Genomic DNA, 16,403 nt, shown 5'->3' with positions numbered 1-16,403 from the left:
TTTCAATGGAGCATCCACCGTGAGCCATTTCATCGACCGCCTGAAATATTTTTCCCGCCCGAAGGAATCCTTTTCCGACGGTCATGGCGCCGTGGTCCGCGAAGACCGCACCTGGGAGGACGCCTACCGCAACCGCTGGCAGCACGACAAGATCGTGCGCTCCACGCACGGGGTGAACTGCACCGGCTCCTGTTCCTGGAAAATCTACGTCAAGGGCGGCCTGGTTACCTGGGAGACCCAGCAGACCGACTATCCGCGCACCCGTCCGGACATGCCCAACCATGAACCGCGCGGCTGTCCGCGCGGGGCCACGTTCTCGTGGTACCTGTACAGCGCCAACCGCGTCAAGTACCCGATGCTGCGCGGCCGCCTGGCCCGGCTGTGGCGCGAGCAGCGCAAGACGATGGGCGCCGTCCAGGCCTGGGAGACCATCGTGTCCGACCCGGAGAAGGCCGCCAGCTACAAGACCGCCCGGGGCCTGGGCGGTTTCGTGCGGTCGAACTGGGACGAGGTCAACGAAATCATCGCGGCGGCCAACATCCACACCATCCGGCGCCATGGCCCGGACCGCATCGCCGGCTTCTCGCCGATCCCGGCCATGTCCATGGTGTCCTATGCGTCCGGCAGCCGCTACCTGTCGCTGCTGGGCGGGTCGCTGCTGAGCTTCTACGACTGGTATTGCGACCTGCCGCCGTCCAGCCCGCAGACCTGGGGCGAGCAGACCGACGTCAGCGAATCGGCCGACTGGTACAACTCGACCTTCATCATGCTGTGGGGCTCGAACGTCCCGCAGACGCGGACCCCCGACGCCCACTTCATGGTGGAAGCCCGCTATCGCGGCGCCAAGGTCGTGTCCGTGTTTCCCGACTACGCCGAAGGCGCCAAGTTCGGCGACATCTGGCTGCACCCCAAGCAGGGCACCGACGCGGCCCTGGCCCTGGCGATGGGCCACGTCATCCTCAAGGAATTCCACCTGGCGGGCAAGAGCGCCTATTTCGACCGCTATTGCCGCCAGTACACCGACATGCCCTTCCTGGTGCGCCTGGTGCGCCAGGGCGACCGCTACGTGCCCGACCGCAAGCTGCGGGCGGACGACTTCGCCGACCGGCTGGGCCAGGACAACAACCCCGAATGGAAGACCGTCGCCTGCGACGAGGACACGGGCGAGCTGATCGTGCCCCAGGGCTCCATCGGCTTCCGCTGGGGGCAGCAGGAAGGCGGCGACGCCGGCAAGTGGAACCTGGAACTGAAGGACGCCCGGGGCCACGACGTGCGGCCGCGCCTTTCCCTGATCGACGCCTACGACGAGGTCGCGCCGGTGGCCTTCCCGTATTTCGGCGGCGTCCACCACGACCATTTCCAGGGCACCGACCACGACGAGGTGCTGGTGCGCAACCTGCCCGTCAAGCGCGTCCAGACCGCCGAGGGCGACGTCCTGGTCGCCACGGTGTTCGACCTGTTCGTGGCCAACTACGGCATCGACCGGGGCCTGGGCGGCGACAACGCGGCCGCGTCCTATGACGACGACGTGCCCTACACCCCCGCGTGGCAGGAGCGCATCACCGGCGTGGACCGCGAAAAGGTCATCACCGTGGCCCGCCAGTTCGCCGACAACGCCGACAAGACCGAAGGCAAGTCCATGGTCATCCTGGGCGCCGGCCTGAACCACTGGTACCACATGGACATGTCGTACCGGGGCATCATCAACCTGGTGTCCATGTGCGGCTGCGTGGGCCAGTCCGGCGGCGGCTGGTGCCACTACGTGGGCCAGGAAAAGCTGCGTCCGCAGACCGGCTGGACCATGCTGACCTTCGCGCTGGACTGGCTGCGCCCGCCGCGCCACATGAACGGCACCTCGTTCTTCTACGCGCACACCGACCAGTGGCGCTACGAGAAGCTCCGGGTGCCGGAACTGCTCTCGCCCCTGGCGGACCCCTCGAAATACCAGGGCAGCCTGATCGACATGAACGTGCGCGCCGAGCGCATGGGCTGGCTGCCCACGGCGCCGCAGCTGCAGACCAATCCGCTGAAGATCGTGCGCGACGCCCGCGCGGCCGGCCAGGAGCCCAAGGATTACGCCGTCAACGGCCTGCGCGACGGCTCGCTGAAATTCTCCTGCGAAGATCCCGACCATCCCGACAACTTCCCGCGCAACATGTTCGTCTGGCGCTCCAACATCCTGGGGTCGTCGGGCAAGGGGCATGAATATTTCCTCAAGCACCTGCTGGGCACCCAGCACGGCGTGCAGGGCAAGGACCTGGGCGAGGCGGGCGGCGCCAAGCCCCTCGAAGTCGCTTGGCACGAGGACGCGCCCCAGGGCAAGCTCGACCTGCTGGTGACCCTGGACTTCCGCATGTCCACGACCTGCCTGTATTCGGACGTGGTGCTGCCCACGGCCACCTGGTACGAAAAGAACGACCTGAACACGTCCGACATGCATCCCTTCATCCACCCGCTGTCGGCGGCCGTGGACCCGATCTGGGAATCGCGCAGCGACTGGGAAATCTACAAGGACCTGGCGAAGAAATTCTCCGAGCTGGCGGTTGACGCCGACCTGCCGGACGAGGACCTGGTGCTGCAGCCCCTGCAGCACGATTCCCCGGGCGAGCTGAGCGACCCCTACGACGTGCGCGAATGGCGCAAGGGCGAATGCGACCTGATCCCCGGCAAGACGCTGCCGAACATGATGGTCGTGAACCGGGACTACAAGCACGTCTACGAGCGCTTCATCACGCTCGGGCCGCTGGCCGAAAAGCTGGGCAACGGCGGCAAGGGCATCTCCTGGGACACCAAGGAAGAAGTCGAATTCCTCGGGAAGCTGAACGGCCGCGAACGCGCGCCCGGCGTCGGCCAGGGCCAGCCGCGCATCTTCACCGACATCGACGCCTGCGAGACCGTCCTGACCCTGGCGCCGGAAACCAACGGCCACGTGGCCCTGAAGGCCTGGGAGGCCCTGTCGAAGTTCACCGGCCGGGACCATTCCCACCTGGTCAAGTCCAGCGAGCACGAAAAGATCCGCTTCCGCGACATCCAGGCCCAGCCGCGCAAGATCCTGACCTCGCCCACCTGGTCGGGGATCGAGTCCGACAAGGTCAGCTACAGCGCCGGCTACACCAACGTGCATGAACTCATCCCATGGCGCACGCTGACCGGCCGCCAGGAGCTCTACCAGGACCACCCCTGGATGCGCGACTTCGGCGAATCCCTGTGCGTGTACCGGCCGCCGGTGGACACCAAGACCATCGAGCCCATGCTGGACAAGCGGTTCAGCAACGGCGAGCCGCACGTGGTGCTGAACTTCATCACGCCGCACCAGAAATGGGGGATCCACTCCACCTATTCGGACAACCTGATCATGCTGACGCTCTCGCGCGGCGGCCCGATCGTCTGGATGTCCGAAATCGACGCGGCCAAGGCCGGCATCGTGGACAATGACTGGATCGAGGTCTTCAACGTCAACGGGGCGCTGGTCGCGCGCGCCGTGGTCAGCCAGCGCGTGCCCGAGGGCATGACCATGATGTACCACGCCCAGGAAAAGATCGTGAACGTGCCGGGTTCCGAGGTCACCGGCAAGCGCGGCGGGATCCACAATTCCGTGACCCGCACCGTGCTCAAGCCCACGCACATGATCGGCGGCTATGCCCAGCTGTCCTACGGCTTCAACTACTACGGCACGGTCGGCTCGAACCGCGACGAGTTCGTGGTCGTCCGAAAAATGAAAAACATCGACTGGATGGACGAGACCCATGAGGTCTCCGCCCAGACGCAGGCCTGAGGAGTCCGGCACATGAAAATCCGCGCGCAAGTCGCCATGGTCCTGAACCTGGACAAATGCATCGGCTGTCATACCTGTTCGATCACCTGCAAGAACGTCTGGACGTCCCGCGAGGGCATGGAATACGCCTGGTTCAACAACGTCGAGACCAAGCCCGGCGTGGGCTACCCCAAGGACTGGGAAAACCAGGACCGCTGGAACGGCGGCTGGCGCCGCCGCGACAACGGCCGCATCGAGCCGCGCCAGGGCGGCAAGCTGCGCCTGCTGTCGCGCATCTTCTCGAATCCGAACCTGCCCGAGATCGACGACTACTACGAGCCCTTCACCTACGACTACGACTACCTGCAGAAGGCCCCGGAACGCACCACGCCGCCCGTGGCGCGGCCGCGTTCCCTGATCACCGGCCAGCGCATGGAAAAGATCGAGTGGGGGCCCAACTGGGAGGAAATCCTGGGGGGCGAGTTTGCCAAGCGCTCGCAGGATTACAACTTCGAGGCGGTGCAGAAGGACATCTACGGGCAGTTCGAAAACACCTTCATGATGTACCTGCCGCGCCTGTGCGAGCACTGCCTGAACCCCACTTGCGTGGCCAGCTGCCCGTCCGGCTCGATCTACAAGCGCGCCGAGGACGGCATCGTCCTGATCGACCAGGACAAGTGCCGGGGCTGGCGCATGTGCGTGTCCGGGTGCCCGTACAAGAAGATCTACTACAACTGGAAGTCCGGCAAAGCGGAAAAGTGCATCTTCTGCTACCCGCGCATCGAGGCCGGCATGCCCACGGTCTGTTCCGAGACCTGCGTGGGCCGGATCCGCTACCTGGGCGTGCTGCTCTACGACGCCGACGGCATCGAGGCCGCCGCCAGCACGATGCATGAAAAGGATCTGTACCAGGCGCAGTTGGACCTGTTCCTGGATCCGTACGACCCGGAAGTCCGCCGCCAGGCCCTGGCCGACGGCATTCCCGAAAACTGGCTGGACGCGGCCTGCAATTCCCCGGTCTACAAGATGGCCGTCGAATGGAAGATCGCCTTCCCCCTGCATCCGGAATATCGCACCCTGCCCATGGTGTGGTACGTGCCGCCGCTCTCGCCGATCCAGTCCGCCGCCAACAGCGGCCAGATCGGCGCGTTCGGCGAAATCCCCGACGTGCAGTCCCTGCGCATCCCCCTGCGCTACCTGGCCAATCTGCTGACGGCCGGCGACGAGGCGCCGATCGCCACGGCGCTGGAGCGCCTGCTGGGCATGCGCGCCTTCATGCGGGCGCGCTCGGTGGACCGCCAGGAACGCCACGACATCCTGGACCAGGTCGGCCTGACCCTGCACCAGGTCGAGGACATGCACCGCTACCTGGCCATCGCCAACTACGAGGACCGCTTCGTGGTGCCGACCGCCCACCGGGAAAACGCCGAGAACGCCTTCGAGATCCGGGGCGGCTGCGGCTTTACCTTCGGCAACGGCTGCTCGGGCGGCACGTCCGAGGGTTCGCTGTTCGGCAAGCCGCGCAACAAGCGCAAGCCGAGCGTGGTGTTCCTCGACCCGGCCCGCACGGCCTAGGGGGACGCATGGATACCATCACGACTTCCCGTACGGCGCCGGTTTATTCCGTCCTGTCCGTCCTGCTCGGCTATCCCGAGCAGGAATGGCTGGACGCCCTGCCGGAACTGTCCGCCGACCTGCCGGCCGAGGCGCGCGCCCGGCTGGCTCCCCTGTTCGCCTTCCTCGAGCAGGACACCGACCTGATCGATCTTCAGGAACAGTACGTCGCCACCTTCGACCGCCGCTCCGCCCATTCCCTGCACCTGTTCGAGCACGTCCACGGCGAGTCCCGCGACCGGGGCCAGGCCATGGTCGATCTGCGCAACGAATACCTGAAGCACGGGCTGGAGCCCGCCACCACGGAACTGCCGGACTACGTGCCGCTGTTCCTGGAATTCCTCGGCCAGATCCCGTCCCAGGCGGCCGAGGACCTGCTGGGCGACGCGATCCACGTGCTGGCCCGGCTGGGTGACAAGCTGGCGGAAGCGGGCAGTCCCTATGCCTGCCTGTTCGCCCAGTTGCGGACCATGACCGACGTGCAGCCCGAGGTCCTGCCCGATCCCCCCGAAGGGGACATGGAAGAGACCCTGATCACTTTCGGCCCCGAGGCCGACGGCACCGAACCCCTGCTCATGCGCCGCCCGGGCCGCGGGGACGGCGTCCAGCCCATCGTGTTCCATCCGCCCCGTTCCCGCCAGGCCGGTCCGGCCGGCGGCCAGGCTTGAGGAGACTCCCATGAAAGCCACGCTCGATCTCTTTTTCTTTGGGGTTTATCCCTACATCGCGCTGACCGTCTTCTTCGTGGGCAGCCTGCTGCGCTTCGAGCGCGAGCAGTACACCTGGAAGAGCGATTCCAGCCAGCTGCTGCGCCGGGGATCGCTGCGCTGGGGCAGCAACCTGTTCCACATCGGCATCATTTCCCTGTTCTTCACCCACCTGGTGGGGCTGCTGACGCCGCCGGCGGTCTACCACGCCTTCGGCGTGACGACGGAGTTCAAGCAGATGATGGCCATCGTGGTCGGCGCGGTCCTGGGGGTCGTGTGCCTGATCGGCCTGCTGCTGCTGATCCACCGCCGCTGGTCGGAGATCCGCCTGGCCCACAATTCCAACCTGTCCGACTGGGTGACGCTGCTGTGGATCCTGCTGGTGCTGGTGATGGGCATCGCCACGATCTTCACGTCCGTGCATCACACGAACGGCGCGGTGATGATCCAGCTGGGCGACTGGGCGCAGCGCATCGTCACCTTCCGCGGCGGCGCGGTCGGCGCCATGGAAGGCGTGCCCGATGTCTACCGCCTGCACATGGTGCTGGGCATGACGCTGTTCGTGATCTTCCCCTTCACCCGCCTGGTGCATGTGTGGTCGGGCTTCGCCTCGGTCGCGTACCTGACGCGGGCCTGGCAGATCGTGCGGCCGCGCTGAGCGAACCGGGACACGAGGCATGATCACCGTCAACGACACGCTCATCACCGAGGCCGACATCCTGGCCGAGGTCCCGCGCCACCAGCGGGAAGCTAATCCCCGCCTGGCCGCCGGCCAGGAGCTGGTGCTGCGCGCCCTGTGCCGCCAGCGCGCCGCCGAACTGGACCTGTCGGCCGAGGACGATGCCGCGCTGCTCGAATCCGTGCTGGCCCACGACGTGCGGACACCCGAGGCGGACGAGGCCAGCTGCCGGCGCTACTACGAGCAGCATCCCGACGAATTCCGCGAAGGCGACCTGGTCGAGGCCTGGCACATCCTGTTCCAGGCCACTTCCGGCCTGGACGTGCAGAAGCTGCGCGCCCGGGCCAACGGCGTGCTGGCCGAACTGCACCGCGAGGGCCTGGGATCGTTCGCGGCCTTCGCCCGGACCTATTCCAACTGTCCCTCCGGAGCCGGGGGCGGCTCCTTGGGTGAACTGACGCGCGGCGAGATGGTGCCGGAATTCGAGCGGGCGGTCTTCGCCCTGCCCGAATACACCCTGGGCGGCGAACTGGTCGAGACCCGCTTCGGGTTCCACATCGTGCGCACCGGCCGCAAGGCCGAAGGCCGTGCGCTGCCGTTCGATGCCGTGCGCGAACGGCTGGCGGCTTGGCTGGAGGAATCCAGCCGGCGGCGGGCCGTGCACCAGTACCTGCAGCAGCTGGTCGGGGCCGCCCGCATCGAAGGCATCCCCATGCAGGGCGCGGATTCGCCGCTGGTGCAATAGGGCTTAAGTTTCAGGCCCGCGCCGCCACGCGCTCGGGCGCGATGCGGATCGCGGCGGGCGGAACGGGGGGGATCACGTCGGCCAGGGTATGGGCGTCCAGATGATCCATGAAGGCCTTCATCGCGCCCGCGACGATGGGCTTCAGGCCGCAGCAGCCGCTCAGGATGCAGTGGTTGTCGGCCCCCATGCACTCGACCAGCGCCAAATCGTTTTCCATGTCGCGGATCAGCGCTCCCAGGCGGATCTCGCCGGGTTCGTGGGCCAGTTCCATGCCGCCGTTCTTGCCGCGCACGGTGCGGATCCAGCCGCGCTGGGCCAGGCGGTGCGTGATCTTCATCAGGTGCGGCTCGGAAATGCCGTAGACCTGGGCGATCTCGGCGATCGTGCACAGGCGTTCGCGGTGGCTGCCGAGATAGATCAGCAGCCGCACCGCGTAGTCGCTCATGTTGGTCAGGCGCATGTCGGGCTCTGGCTCAAGGCGGGCTCTGGGTCGGCGCGGGCGTCAACGCGCCTGGGCCGGCTGGGCGGCCGCCCGGGGCGGGGCGACGGCGGGCGCGGGCTTGTCCGGCCGGGGGCGGATCAGCATCGGCGCGAAGCGCCACAGGTACAGCCCCATGCACAGGATCCAGGCGCAGGCGGCCAGGTGCAGCAGGGACTGGCTGGCGGCCGAGGGCCACAGCGCGGCCAGGCGGAAGACGACCGCGGCGACCATCAGCCAGTAGCTGGCCAGCATGCTGCGGTCCAGGGCCAGCGGGCGCCCCAGGTGGCCCAGGGCCGTGCGGGTCAGCATGCCGATGATCAGGATGCAGAAGCCCGCCATGCCGATCAGGTGGACGTGCGTGGCGCTGCGCGCCAGCATGCCGCGCAGCAGCGACGGGTCGAGCAGGCCGCTGACCTGGACCGCCGCGGCCAGCAGGCCGATGCCGATGAAGGCGTAGCCCAGGTACAGGATCCACAGCATGGGCTTGCGCAGGACCGCCAGCGGCCGCCAGGCCAGCAGCTGGCCCAGGCTGATCAGGCCGGTCAGCGCCAGGCTGGCGGCCATGAACAGCGGCAGGAAGGCCGGCCCGCCTTGGGCGGGCGGCACGATCTGCATCAGCACGCCGGCCGCCAGCGCCAGGGCGCTGAAGACCATCTGGACGTGGCCGGAGCGGGTCAGCATGGGGATCTGCAGGCCCTGGACCATGCGCATGGAAAAGAAGGGAATGACGCGGCGGGCGATCAGCAGGGCGATCACGGCCATGCCGATCAGGCCCAGATCGAAGCGCTGCATCAGCAGCACGTAGTCGCCGCGCAAGGCCGCCAGCAAGTACAGCAGGTCGGCCGCGCCGAGCGCCAGCATCACCACCGGCAGTCCGTAGTTGCGGCGGCTGCGGCCCTTGACCATCACGCGCATCAGGCTGATGGCGGCGGCCAGGAAGAACAGCAGCTCGGCCGCCGTGGCGATCCAGAAGCCCGGCAGTCCGCCCGCCAGGAAACCGATGCGGGCCACGACCCACAGCAGGCACAGCAGGCCCAGGGGCCGGCCGGACAGGGGATTGAAGCCGGTCCAGGTGGCGCTGGCGGTCAGCAGGAAGCCGACCGCGATGGTGATGATGAAGCCCCACAGCATTTCGTGGGCGTGCCAGTAGACCAGTGGCAGGGGGCCGTCCAGCACCTGCGGGGCGAAGATCCACAGGGCGATCGAGATCAGCGCCCAGGCGGCGCCGGCCAGGTACAGAGGCCGGAATCCGAGGGCCAGGAAGGCCGTCATGGAAGGCCGCGGCGCGGCGGCGGCCGGTTCCTCAATATTGAGCAGGCGGGACATGGGCGTCGAACTCCGTCACGGGTTGGTCGGGTTGGTGGCTGATCTGGTAGCCGTACCACAGGCTGCGGGCGATGCGGCGGGCGAAGTCCTCCGCCTGGGCGGTGAAGGGCGGGTTGTCGAATTCGTCCAGCGTGTCGCGGAACAGGTCCAGCCAGCGCACGAACATCGGGCCGTCCAGGCCCGGCAGGGCGACGTGGCGCGGCATGGGCGTGCCGCTGTAGGTGCCGGTGCGCCGCAGCAGCGACGACCAGAAGCGCACCATGCGTTCCAGGTGCTCGTCCCAGTCGTCGATGTGGGCGTCGAAGATCGGCCCCAGGACCGCATCCTGGCGGACGCGGCGGTAGAAATGGTGGACGAGGGTGGTGATCTCGTCCTCGGTACAGACCGGAGTGTCTTCCATGCGGCGGCGGGTCGGGATTTCAAAGATTCATATTATAGGTATCTTCATGAAGAACCGCAAAATTTCGCGAGGATCCGCATGGCCGCCGGGCACGGCGTTCAGTTATGATCGGAGTCTTCCTTCGTCCTCCGTTTTCCTGGATTGCGCCCCCGCCCCGCGCTGCCGGCGTTTCCCCACCATGTCCGAACCCGTCACCCTGTCCTGCGTCATCCCCTGCCTGAACGAACAGGCCAACCTGGGCGTGCTGCTGCCGGAATTGCTGGCCATGCTGGCGCGCCAGGACTGCGTGCCGGAAATCATCGTCGTCGACGACGGCAGCACCGACGGCACCCCGGAACTGATGCGCCACTGGACCAGCCTGCATCCGGAAATCGTCTATCTGCGCCTGTCGCGCAACTTCGGCAAGGAAGCCGCCCTGACCGCCGGGCTGGACGTGGCGCGCGGCGACGCCGTGGTCTGCCTGGACGCCGACATGCAGCATCCTCCGCACATGATCCCCGCGATGCTGGCGCGCTGGCGCGCCGGGGCGCACATGATCTACGCCGTGCGCGCCACGCGCGACGACGAGACCTGGTTCAAGCGCATCGGCACCCGGCTGTTCTACGCCCTGATGCGCACCTCGAACGGCCTGGGCGTGCCGCCCAACGCCGGGGACTTCCGCATGATGGACCGGGCCGTGGTCGACGCCCTGAAGCGGCTGCCGGAACGCGACCGCTTCATGAAGGGCCTGTTCGCCTGGGTCGGCTTCCAGTCCGAGGCCATGGCCTACACGCCGCCCCAGCGGCTGCACGGCGTCAGCCGCTTCCGGCCCCTGAAGCTGCTGCGCTTCGCCGTGGACGGGCTGACGGCCTTCACCACCTGGCCGCTGCGCCTGCTCAGCCTGCTGGGCGCCTGCGTGTCGCTGCTGGCCTTCCTGTACGGCCTGTTCATCATCGTGTCCCACCTGCTCTATGGCGACGCGGTGCGCGGCTGGGCCAGCCTGATCACCGTGATCCTGTTCTTCGCCGGGGTCAACCTGATGTCGCTGGGGGTGGTGGGCGAATACGTCGCCCGCATCTTCACCGAGGTCAAGGGACGGCCCGTCTACCTGCTGCGCGAGCGCGCGGGGACGGGGCTGGACGGCGCCGGCCCCGATCGCGGCGGCCCTGACCGAGGCGGCTCCGGCGGATCCGGTCCCCGGCCCGGGCTGGAAGTCCCGCCGCCGCGCTACGCGGGGACCGCCGCGGCCGATGCGGACGCCCCGCGGGCGGTTGCCGATCCGCTTTCGCCGGGAGAACGCCAGGCATGAAATTTCCCGTTTTCGGAGCGCGGCTGGTGGACGCCGGCGAATCCCTCTGGCAGCGCCTGCGGGCCCGGCGCGCCTGGCCCTGGGTGGCGCTGTTCACCTTCCTCTGGCTGGCGGCCACGACCTGGGCGTACCCGCTGCTGCTGCCCGACGAGGGCCGCTATGTCGGGGTGGCCTGGCACATGCTGGCCTCGGGGGACTACCTGACGCCGCGCCTGGATGGCCTGCCCTTCTTCCACAAGCCGCCGCTGTTCTACTGGCTGACGGCGGCGTCCCTGGCGCTGTTCGGCGACAACGCCTGGGCCGGGCGGCTGTGCTCGGTGCTGGCCGCCACGGCGCTGGTGACGGTCTTCTACGTCTTCCTGCGCCGCTACGCCAGCGGCCGCGCCGCGGGCCGGACGGCCCTGATCCTGGCGGTGCAGCCCTTCCTGTTCGGTGCGGCGCATTACGCCAACCTGGACATGCTGGTGGCCGCCCTGATGGGCCTGACCGTGATGGCGGGCGCCGACGCGGTGTTCCGCCGCGAGCAGCTGCGTCCGGACGCGGGGTCGCTGGCGGCCATGTACGCGGCGGCGGCGGCCGGGTTCATGGCCAAGGGCCTGATCGGCATCGTGCTGCCGGGCGGGGTGCTGTTCTTCTGGCTGCTGGGCCGGCGCCAGTACCGCGCCCTGGGGCGCCTGCTGTGGTGGCCGGGCATCCTGCTGTTCCTGGCGCTGACCCTGCCCTGGATGGCGGTCATGCAGGCGCGCCACCCCGGCTTCTTCGACTACTACATCGTCTACCAGCATTTCCGGCGCTTCCTCGAGACCGGCTTCAACAATCCGCACCCGTTCTGGTTCTACGTGCCAGTGGTGCTGGGCCTGACGCTGCCCTGGTCGATCCAGCTGTGGCGCTGGTTCCAGCCCCGGGGGCCGCTGCAGACGGCGTTCGTGCCGCCCGCCCATCGGATCGAACAGGTCGACCGTCGCGTGCTGCGCGGCCTGATGCTGTCCTGGCTGGCCGTGGTGCTGGTGTTCTTCTCGATTCCCGCCTCGAAGCTGGTCGGCTACGTGATCGCCGTGCTGCCGCCGCTGGCCTGGTTCATCCAGGAAACCTTCGAGCAGCGGGAAGAATCCAACGCCCCGGGCGCGGGCCGCAGCCTGGTGCGGCATGCCCTGGTGGCCGCCGGCCTGTGCCTGCTGGCCGTGGCGGCGCTGGTGCTGTTCCCGCAGCGCAGCACCAAGAGCCTCGCCCAGGCGCTGGCGGCGTCGGCGGCGCCCGGCGACCGCCTGGCGATGCTCGGCCAGTACGCCTACGACGTGCCGATGTACGCCGGCTGGCGCGATCCGGTCATCGCGGTCACCCGCTGGGACGATCCGCATGTCATGCGGGGCGACGACTGGCGCCGCGAGCTGGCCGACGCCGCCGGCTTCGCGCCCGACCGGGGCGCCGACCGGCTCTGGTCGCCGGAGCGGCTGCAGGCCTACCTGTGCGATCCGGGCCATGCGACGACCTGGCTGCTGGCCTGGCTGGACGAGGCCGACCGCTATCCGGCGCTGTCGGGCCGCGAGCCCCTGGCGCGGACGCGCAAGATGGGCCTGTGGCGCGTCCCGGCCGCCGAGACCGTCAATGGCTGCGGCGAAACGCCCAGTAGCGCCCCAGAATGAAGGTCATCCCGGCGATGCCGATCAGTACCAGGGCCAGCAGCACGTCGTAGCGGATCGCCGTCAGGCGCAGCAGCGCGGCGTAGGCGGCCTCGTTGACGGCGAAGCCCAGCGCCGATACCAGGAAGAACCGCGCCGCCGCGCGCCGCAGCGGCGCGCGCTGGAGGCGGAAGGTCAGGTGGTAGTGGCCGGCGAAGGACACGCCGAACGCCACCAGCCAGCCGACCACGTTGGCGGCCAGCGGCGCCAGGCCGCCCAGGGATACGCAGGCCACGGCGACCGCCCAGTGGGTGGCCGCCGCCGCGCAGCCTACAATGACGAACCAGCCGATCTGGGCAGCGAGCTTCTTGAACATGGATCCGGATTCACAACCTGCGGGGCAACGATACCGGCGCATTGTATTGTGCGCCGATGATTTCGGGATGAACCCGGCGGTGAACGCCGGCATCCTGTCGCTGGCCGGGCGCGGCCGCCTGTCGGCCACCAGCCTGCTGGTCGACGGTCCGGCCGCGCGCCGGGACACGGGGGCCCTGCTGGCGTCCGGGCTGCAGATCGGCCTGCATCTGAATTTCACCGAATCCTTCGGCCAGCCCGGCCCGTGCCTGCCCCTGGGGACGCTGATCCGGACCGCCTGGCTGGGGCGGCTGCCCGGCGATGCCGTGCGCGCCGCCGTGCGGCGGCAACTGGCGCTGTTCCGGGACATCACGGGCCGTGAACCCGACTACGTCGACGGCCACCAGCACGTGCATCAGCTGCCGGGCATCCGCGATGCGCTGCTCGAAGCGCTGCCCGAGCCCCGGAATGGCAGCCCCTGGATCCGCGACGTCGGGCGGTCCCGCATGGCGGGCCTGCCGCCGCGCCTGCGCTTCAAGGCCGCGGTCATCGCCGGGCTGGGGGCGTCCGGCCTGCGGCGGCGGGCGGCCGCGCGCGGCCATGCGCTCAATCCCGGCTTCCTGGGCGTGTATGATTTCCAGGGCGGCGTCCCGGCCTACGAGGGCTGGATGCGCCGCTGGCTGGCGTCGTGCCGCGACGGCGACGTGCTGATGTGCCATCCCGCGCTCGGCGCGGATGGCGCCGACGGCCTGTCGGCGCAGCGCCAGGCCGAACACGAGGTGCTGGCGGGCCCGCTGATGGGCCGGCTGCTGGCGGAACATCACCTGACGATCGAAGGCGCGCCGCGCTGCGCCAAGGAAGCAATATGCCCCTGACCTACCAGACCCTGACTCCCGATTTCTCCGTCGCGCCCCAACTGCAGCCCGATGACATGCGGGCCCTGGCGGACGCGGGATTCAAGTCCGTCATCATCAACCGTCCGGACGGCGAGGGCGGCCCCGAGCAGCCCCTGTCCGACGACGTGCTGCGGGCGGCCCGGGACGCCGGACTGCAGGCGCGCTACCAGCCCGTGATCAGCGGCGCGATCACGGCCGCCGACGTGGCCGAGTTCGCCGGCCTGCTGCGGGAATTGCCGGCGCCGGTGCTGGCCTTCTGCCGCTCGGGCGCGCGCTGCACGAATCTGTTCCTCGCGGCCCGGGAATATGGCGTAGATCAAACCCAGGGCTGATCCGACTGTCATTTCGGAGAGCCAGCAGGTATGCTGATGTCTCCCGTTAGCGTTTTGGATGATCCGCGCATGTTCAAGAAAATTCTGATCCCCACGGATGGCTCCAAGCTTTCCGCCCAAGCGGCCAACAAGGGCGTCTGCTTCGCCCGCGCCATCGGCGCGGAAATCGTCGCGCTGTACGTGACCCAGCCCTTCGCCGCCACGGTCGGCTTCGACGGCATGGCCGCCGCCTACGCCATCACGGACGAAGACTACGACCGCACCGCCGCCGAGCAGGCCCAGAAATATCTCCAGGCCGTGCTCGACCGGGCCGAGACGGCCGGCGTCAAGGCCAAGTCCCTGGCGGTGTCCAACTTCAACGTGGCCGACGGCATCGTGCAGGCCGCCCAGACCGAAGGCTGCGACCTGATCTTCATCGGCAGCCACGGCCGCAGCGGTCTGTCGCGCCTGCTGCTGGGCAGCGTCACGGTCAAGGTCCTGGGCCTGGCCAAGGTCGCCACCCTGGTCTACCGGGTCAAGGAAAACGACTGATTCCATGCCCAGCGTGATCCCTCGCCGGCCCGAGCCGGCGCCGGAGGGCCGCGTCGCGGCCCCGGCGCCGGGCGGGACGGTGCGCGACGCGCTCGGGCGTCCCCTGCGCGACCTGCGGATTTCCGTCACGGACCGCTGCAATTTCCGCTGCACCTATTGCATGCCGCGCGAGCTGTTCGGCGCGGATCATGCCTTCCTGCCCCATGGCGCCCTGCTGACCTTCGAGGAAATCACCCGGGTCGCCCGGATCGCCGTGGCGGGCGGGGTGCGCAAGATCCGCCTGACCGGCGGCGAACCCCTGTTGCGCAAGCAGATCGAGAACCTGGTCGGGATGCTGGCCGGCCTGCGCACGCCGGACGGCGAACCGCCCGAGCTGACCCTGACCACCAATGGCACGCTGCTGGCCCGCAAGGCCCGCGCGCTGGCCGACGCCGGCCTGACGCGGGTGACGGTCAGTCTCGATGCGCTGGACGACGCCCTGTTCGAGCGCATGAGCGACAGCGGCGTTCCCGTCGCCACGATCCTCGACGGGATCGAGGCCGCCGCCGCGGCCGGGCTGGCGCCCGTGAAGGTCAACATGGTCGTGCGCCGGGGCATGAACGACGGCCAGATCCTGCCGATGGCGCGCCGTTTCAGGGGCACCGGCCACACGCTGCGCTTCATCGAATACATGGACGTCGGCAACACCAATGGCTGGCGCATGGACGAAGTCGTCACCGGGGCGGAAATCGTCCGGATCATCGGCGCCGAATTCCCGCTGCGGCCGGTCCAGGCCCGCTACCGGGGCGAAGTCGCCGCCCGCTGGGCCTACGCCGACGGCGCGGGCGAGATCGGCCTGATCACCAGCGTGTCCCAGCCCTTCTGCGGGGACTGTACGCGGCTGCGCCTGTCGCCCGAAGGGCGGCTCTTCACCTGCCTGTTCGCCGAGCAGGGCCACGACATCCGCGGGTTGCTGCGCGCCGGGGCCGACGACGCGGCGCTGGCGCGGCATCTGGCGGGCGTCTGGCAGGCGCGCGACGACCGCTATTCCGAGCGGCGCGGCGAGGCTCACCGCGATCACAAGATCGAGATGAGCTACATCGGTGGTTGAATTCGACGGCCTGATTCTCGCGGGCGGGCAATCCCGGCGCATGCGCACCGCCCAGGATCCCGAGGCCGACAAGGGGCTGATGCCCTGGCGCGGCGACCCTCTGGCGGCCCATGCCTGCCGCTTTCTGCGGGCCCAGGGGGCGGAAACCCTGTGGATCAGCGCCAACCGCCATCCGGGCGACTACGCCGCCTACGGCACGGTCGTGCGCGACGATCCCGGCCATGCGGATTGCGGCCCCCTGGCCGGGGTGCTGGCGGGCCTGCGGCGGGCGCGGTCGCCTTGGCTGTTCGTGCTGCCGGTGGACGTGGTGCGCTGGCCTGACGACCTGGGCGCGCGGCTGGGCGCGGCGGCCCGGCCCGACCGCCCGGCCTATGCGCGCACGCCCGACGGCCCGCATCCGCTCTGCCTGATGGCGCACCGCGACCTGGCGGACGGGCTGCGGGCGTTTCTGGACGCGGGCGGCCGCCAGGTCCAGGGCTGGCTGCGGTCCTGCGGCGCGGCCGCCGTCGATTTCCCCGACGCGGACGCGCTGGTCAACCTGAATACGCCTGAGGACTGGGACCGCTGGCGGTAACCAGGGCCTGGTC

16 protein-coding genes are annotated in these 16,403 nt (G+C 68.9%); 12 read left to right on the top strand and 4 right to left on the bottom strand.

Annotated elements, in window-relative coordinates; genetic code table 11:
- The first annotated feature begins 19 nt into the window (after positions 1-19).
- From ACFO27_RS06915 to ACFO27_RS06895, 5 genes are read left to right on the top strand one after another with little or no spacing between them, the layout of a single operon-like run.
- Positions 20-3,775 carry a nitrate reductase subunit alpha gene (locus tag ACFO27_RS06915; RefSeq protein ID WP_376816678.1) on the top strand — a complete coding sequence of 1,252 codons (3,756 nt, stop codon included), beginning with the start codon at positions 20-22 and terminating at the stop codon, positions 3,773-3,775.
- Positions 3,776-3,787: 12 nt separating this feature from the next.
- Entirely contained in the window at positions 3,788-5,329 is a 1,542-nt protein-coding gene (gene narH / locus ACFO27_RS06910) for a nitrate reductase subunit beta (protein WP_376816677.1), read from the top strand.
- An 8-nt stretch (positions 5,330-5,337) separates the two neighbouring features.
- On the top strand, positions 5,338-6,036 hold the full coding sequence (gene narJ / locus ACFO27_RS06905) for a nitrate reductase molybdenum cofactor assembly chaperone (RefSeq protein WP_376816676.1): 699 nt from the start codon (positions 5,338-5,340) through the stop codon (positions 6,034-6,036).
- A 10-nt stretch (positions 6,037-6,046) separates the two neighbouring features.
- Positions 6,047-6,733 carry a respiratory nitrate reductase subunit gamma gene (gene narI / locus ACFO27_RS06900; RefSeq protein ID WP_376816675.1) on the top strand — a complete coding sequence of 229 codons (687 nt, stop codon included), beginning with the start codon at positions 6,047-6,049 and terminating at the stop codon, positions 6,731-6,733.
- A gap of 19 nt (positions 6,734-6,752) precedes the next feature.
- Positions 6,753-7,499 (top strand): peptidylprolyl isomerase, encoded by a 747-nt coding sequence (locus ACFO27_RS06895; RefSeq protein ID WP_376816674.1) that lies wholly within the window; start codon positions 6,753-6,755, stop codon positions 7,497-7,499.
- A gap of 10 nt (positions 7,500-7,509) precedes the next feature.
- Here ACFO27_RS06895 and ACFO27_RS06890 read toward each other — a convergent pair whose 3' ends face one another.
- The 3 genes from ACFO27_RS06890 to ACFO27_RS06880 are packed head-to-tail and all read right to left on the bottom strand — an operon-like array spanning position 7,510 to position 9,706.
- Positions 7,510-7,959 (bottom strand): RrF2 family transcriptional regulator, encoded by a 450-nt coding sequence (locus tag ACFO27_RS06890; RefSeq protein WP_376816673.1) that lies wholly within the window; start codon positions 7,957-7,959, stop codon positions 7,510-7,512.
- Between the two features lie 42 nt (positions 7,960-8,001).
- The gene (locus ACFO27_RS06885) at positions 8,002-9,306 is read right to left on the bottom strand and encodes an NnrS family protein (RefSeq protein WP_376816672.1); all 1,305 of its coding nucleotides are present in this window, start codon (positions 9,304-9,306) and stop codon (positions 8,002-8,004) included.
- On the bottom strand, positions 9,284-9,706 hold the full coding sequence (locus tag ACFO27_RS06880) for a group III truncated hemoglobin (RefSeq protein ID WP_376816671.1): 423 nt from the start codon (positions 9,704-9,706) through the stop codon (positions 9,284-9,286). The genes ACFO27_RS06885 and ACFO27_RS06880 overlap by 23 nt, the downstream gene beginning before the upstream one ends.
- A 178-nt stretch (positions 9,707-9,884) precedes the next feature.
- Between ACFO27_RS06880 and ACFO27_RS06875 the strand changes: the two genes are divergently transcribed.
- Together ACFO27_RS06875 and ACFO27_RS06870 are read left to right on the top strand one after the other, a co-directional pair.
- Positions 9,885-10,994: a glycosyltransferase family 2 protein gene (locus tag ACFO27_RS06875; protein ID WP_376816670.1), complete on the top strand. Its 1,110-nt coding sequence runs from the start codon at positions 9,885-9,887 to the stop codon at positions 10,992-10,994.
- Complete coding sequence (locus tag ACFO27_RS06870) at positions 10,991-12,637, top strand: ArnT family glycosyltransferase (protein ID WP_376816669.1); 1,647 nt, start codon at positions 10,991-10,993, stop codon at positions 12,635-12,637. Before ACFO27_RS06875 ends, ACFO27_RS06870 begins: the two co-directional genes overlap by 4 nt.
- On the opposite strand, the gene ACFO27_RS06865 is transcribed toward ACFO27_RS06870, so the two are convergent.
- Positions 12,597-12,989, bottom strand: coding sequence for a GtrA family protein (locus ACFO27_RS06865; protein WP_323026256.1), 393 nt, complete (start codon positions 12,987-12,989; stop codon positions 12,597-12,599). The two genes, ACFO27_RS06870 and ACFO27_RS06865, sit on opposite strands and share 41 nt — an antisense overlap.
- Between ACFO27_RS06865 and ACFO27_RS06860 the strand changes: the two genes are divergently transcribed.
- The 5 genes from ACFO27_RS06860 (at position 12,949) to mobA (ending at position 16,390) form a co-directional block, all read left to right on the top strand.
- Positions 12,949-13,842, top strand: a complete 894-nt coding sequence (locus tag ACFO27_RS06860; RefSeq protein WP_376816668.1) for a ChbG/HpnK family deacetylase — start codon at positions 12,949-12,951, stop codon at positions 13,840-13,842. The two genes, ACFO27_RS06865 and ACFO27_RS06860, sit on opposite strands and share 41 nt — an antisense overlap.
- A complete protein-coding gene (locus tag ACFO27_RS06855) occupies positions 13,833-14,195 on the top strand; it encodes a protein tyrosine phosphatase family protein (RefSeq protein WP_376816667.1) in 363 nt (120 codons plus the stop codon). Before ACFO27_RS06860 ends, ACFO27_RS06855 begins: the two co-directional genes overlap by 10 nt.
- Before the next feature lie 69 nt (positions 14,196-14,264).
- On the top strand, positions 14,265-14,726 hold the full coding sequence (locus tag ACFO27_RS06850; protein WP_323026259.1) for a universal stress protein: 462 nt from the start codon (positions 14,265-14,267) through the stop codon (positions 14,724-14,726).
- Between the two features lie 4 nt (positions 14,727-14,730).
- Positions 14,731-15,816 carry a GTP 3',8-cyclase MoaA gene (moaA, locus tag ACFO27_RS06845; protein WP_376816666.1) on the top strand — a complete coding sequence of 362 codons (1,086 nt, stop codon included), beginning with the start codon at positions 14,731-14,733 and terminating at the stop codon, positions 15,814-15,816.
- Positions 15,809-16,390 carry a molybdenum cofactor guanylyltransferase MobA gene (mobA, locus tag ACFO27_RS06840; RefSeq protein WP_376816665.1) on the top strand — a complete coding sequence of 194 codons (582 nt, stop codon included), beginning with the start codon at positions 15,809-15,811 and terminating at the stop codon, positions 16,388-16,390. The genes moaA and mobA overlap by 8 nt, the downstream gene beginning before the upstream one ends.
- Positions 16,391-16,403: the final 13 nt, after the last annotated feature.

The sequence above is a fragment of the Castellaniella denitrificans genome (assembly GCF_042653765.1).
Taxonomy (GTDB): domain Bacteria; phylum Pseudomonadota; class Gammaproteobacteria; order Burkholderiales; family Burkholderiaceae_B; genus Castellaniella; species Castellaniella denitrificans.
The sequence above is the reverse complement of the archived record's forward strand: the minus strand, read 5'-3'. Positions and strand labels throughout refer to the sequence as shown.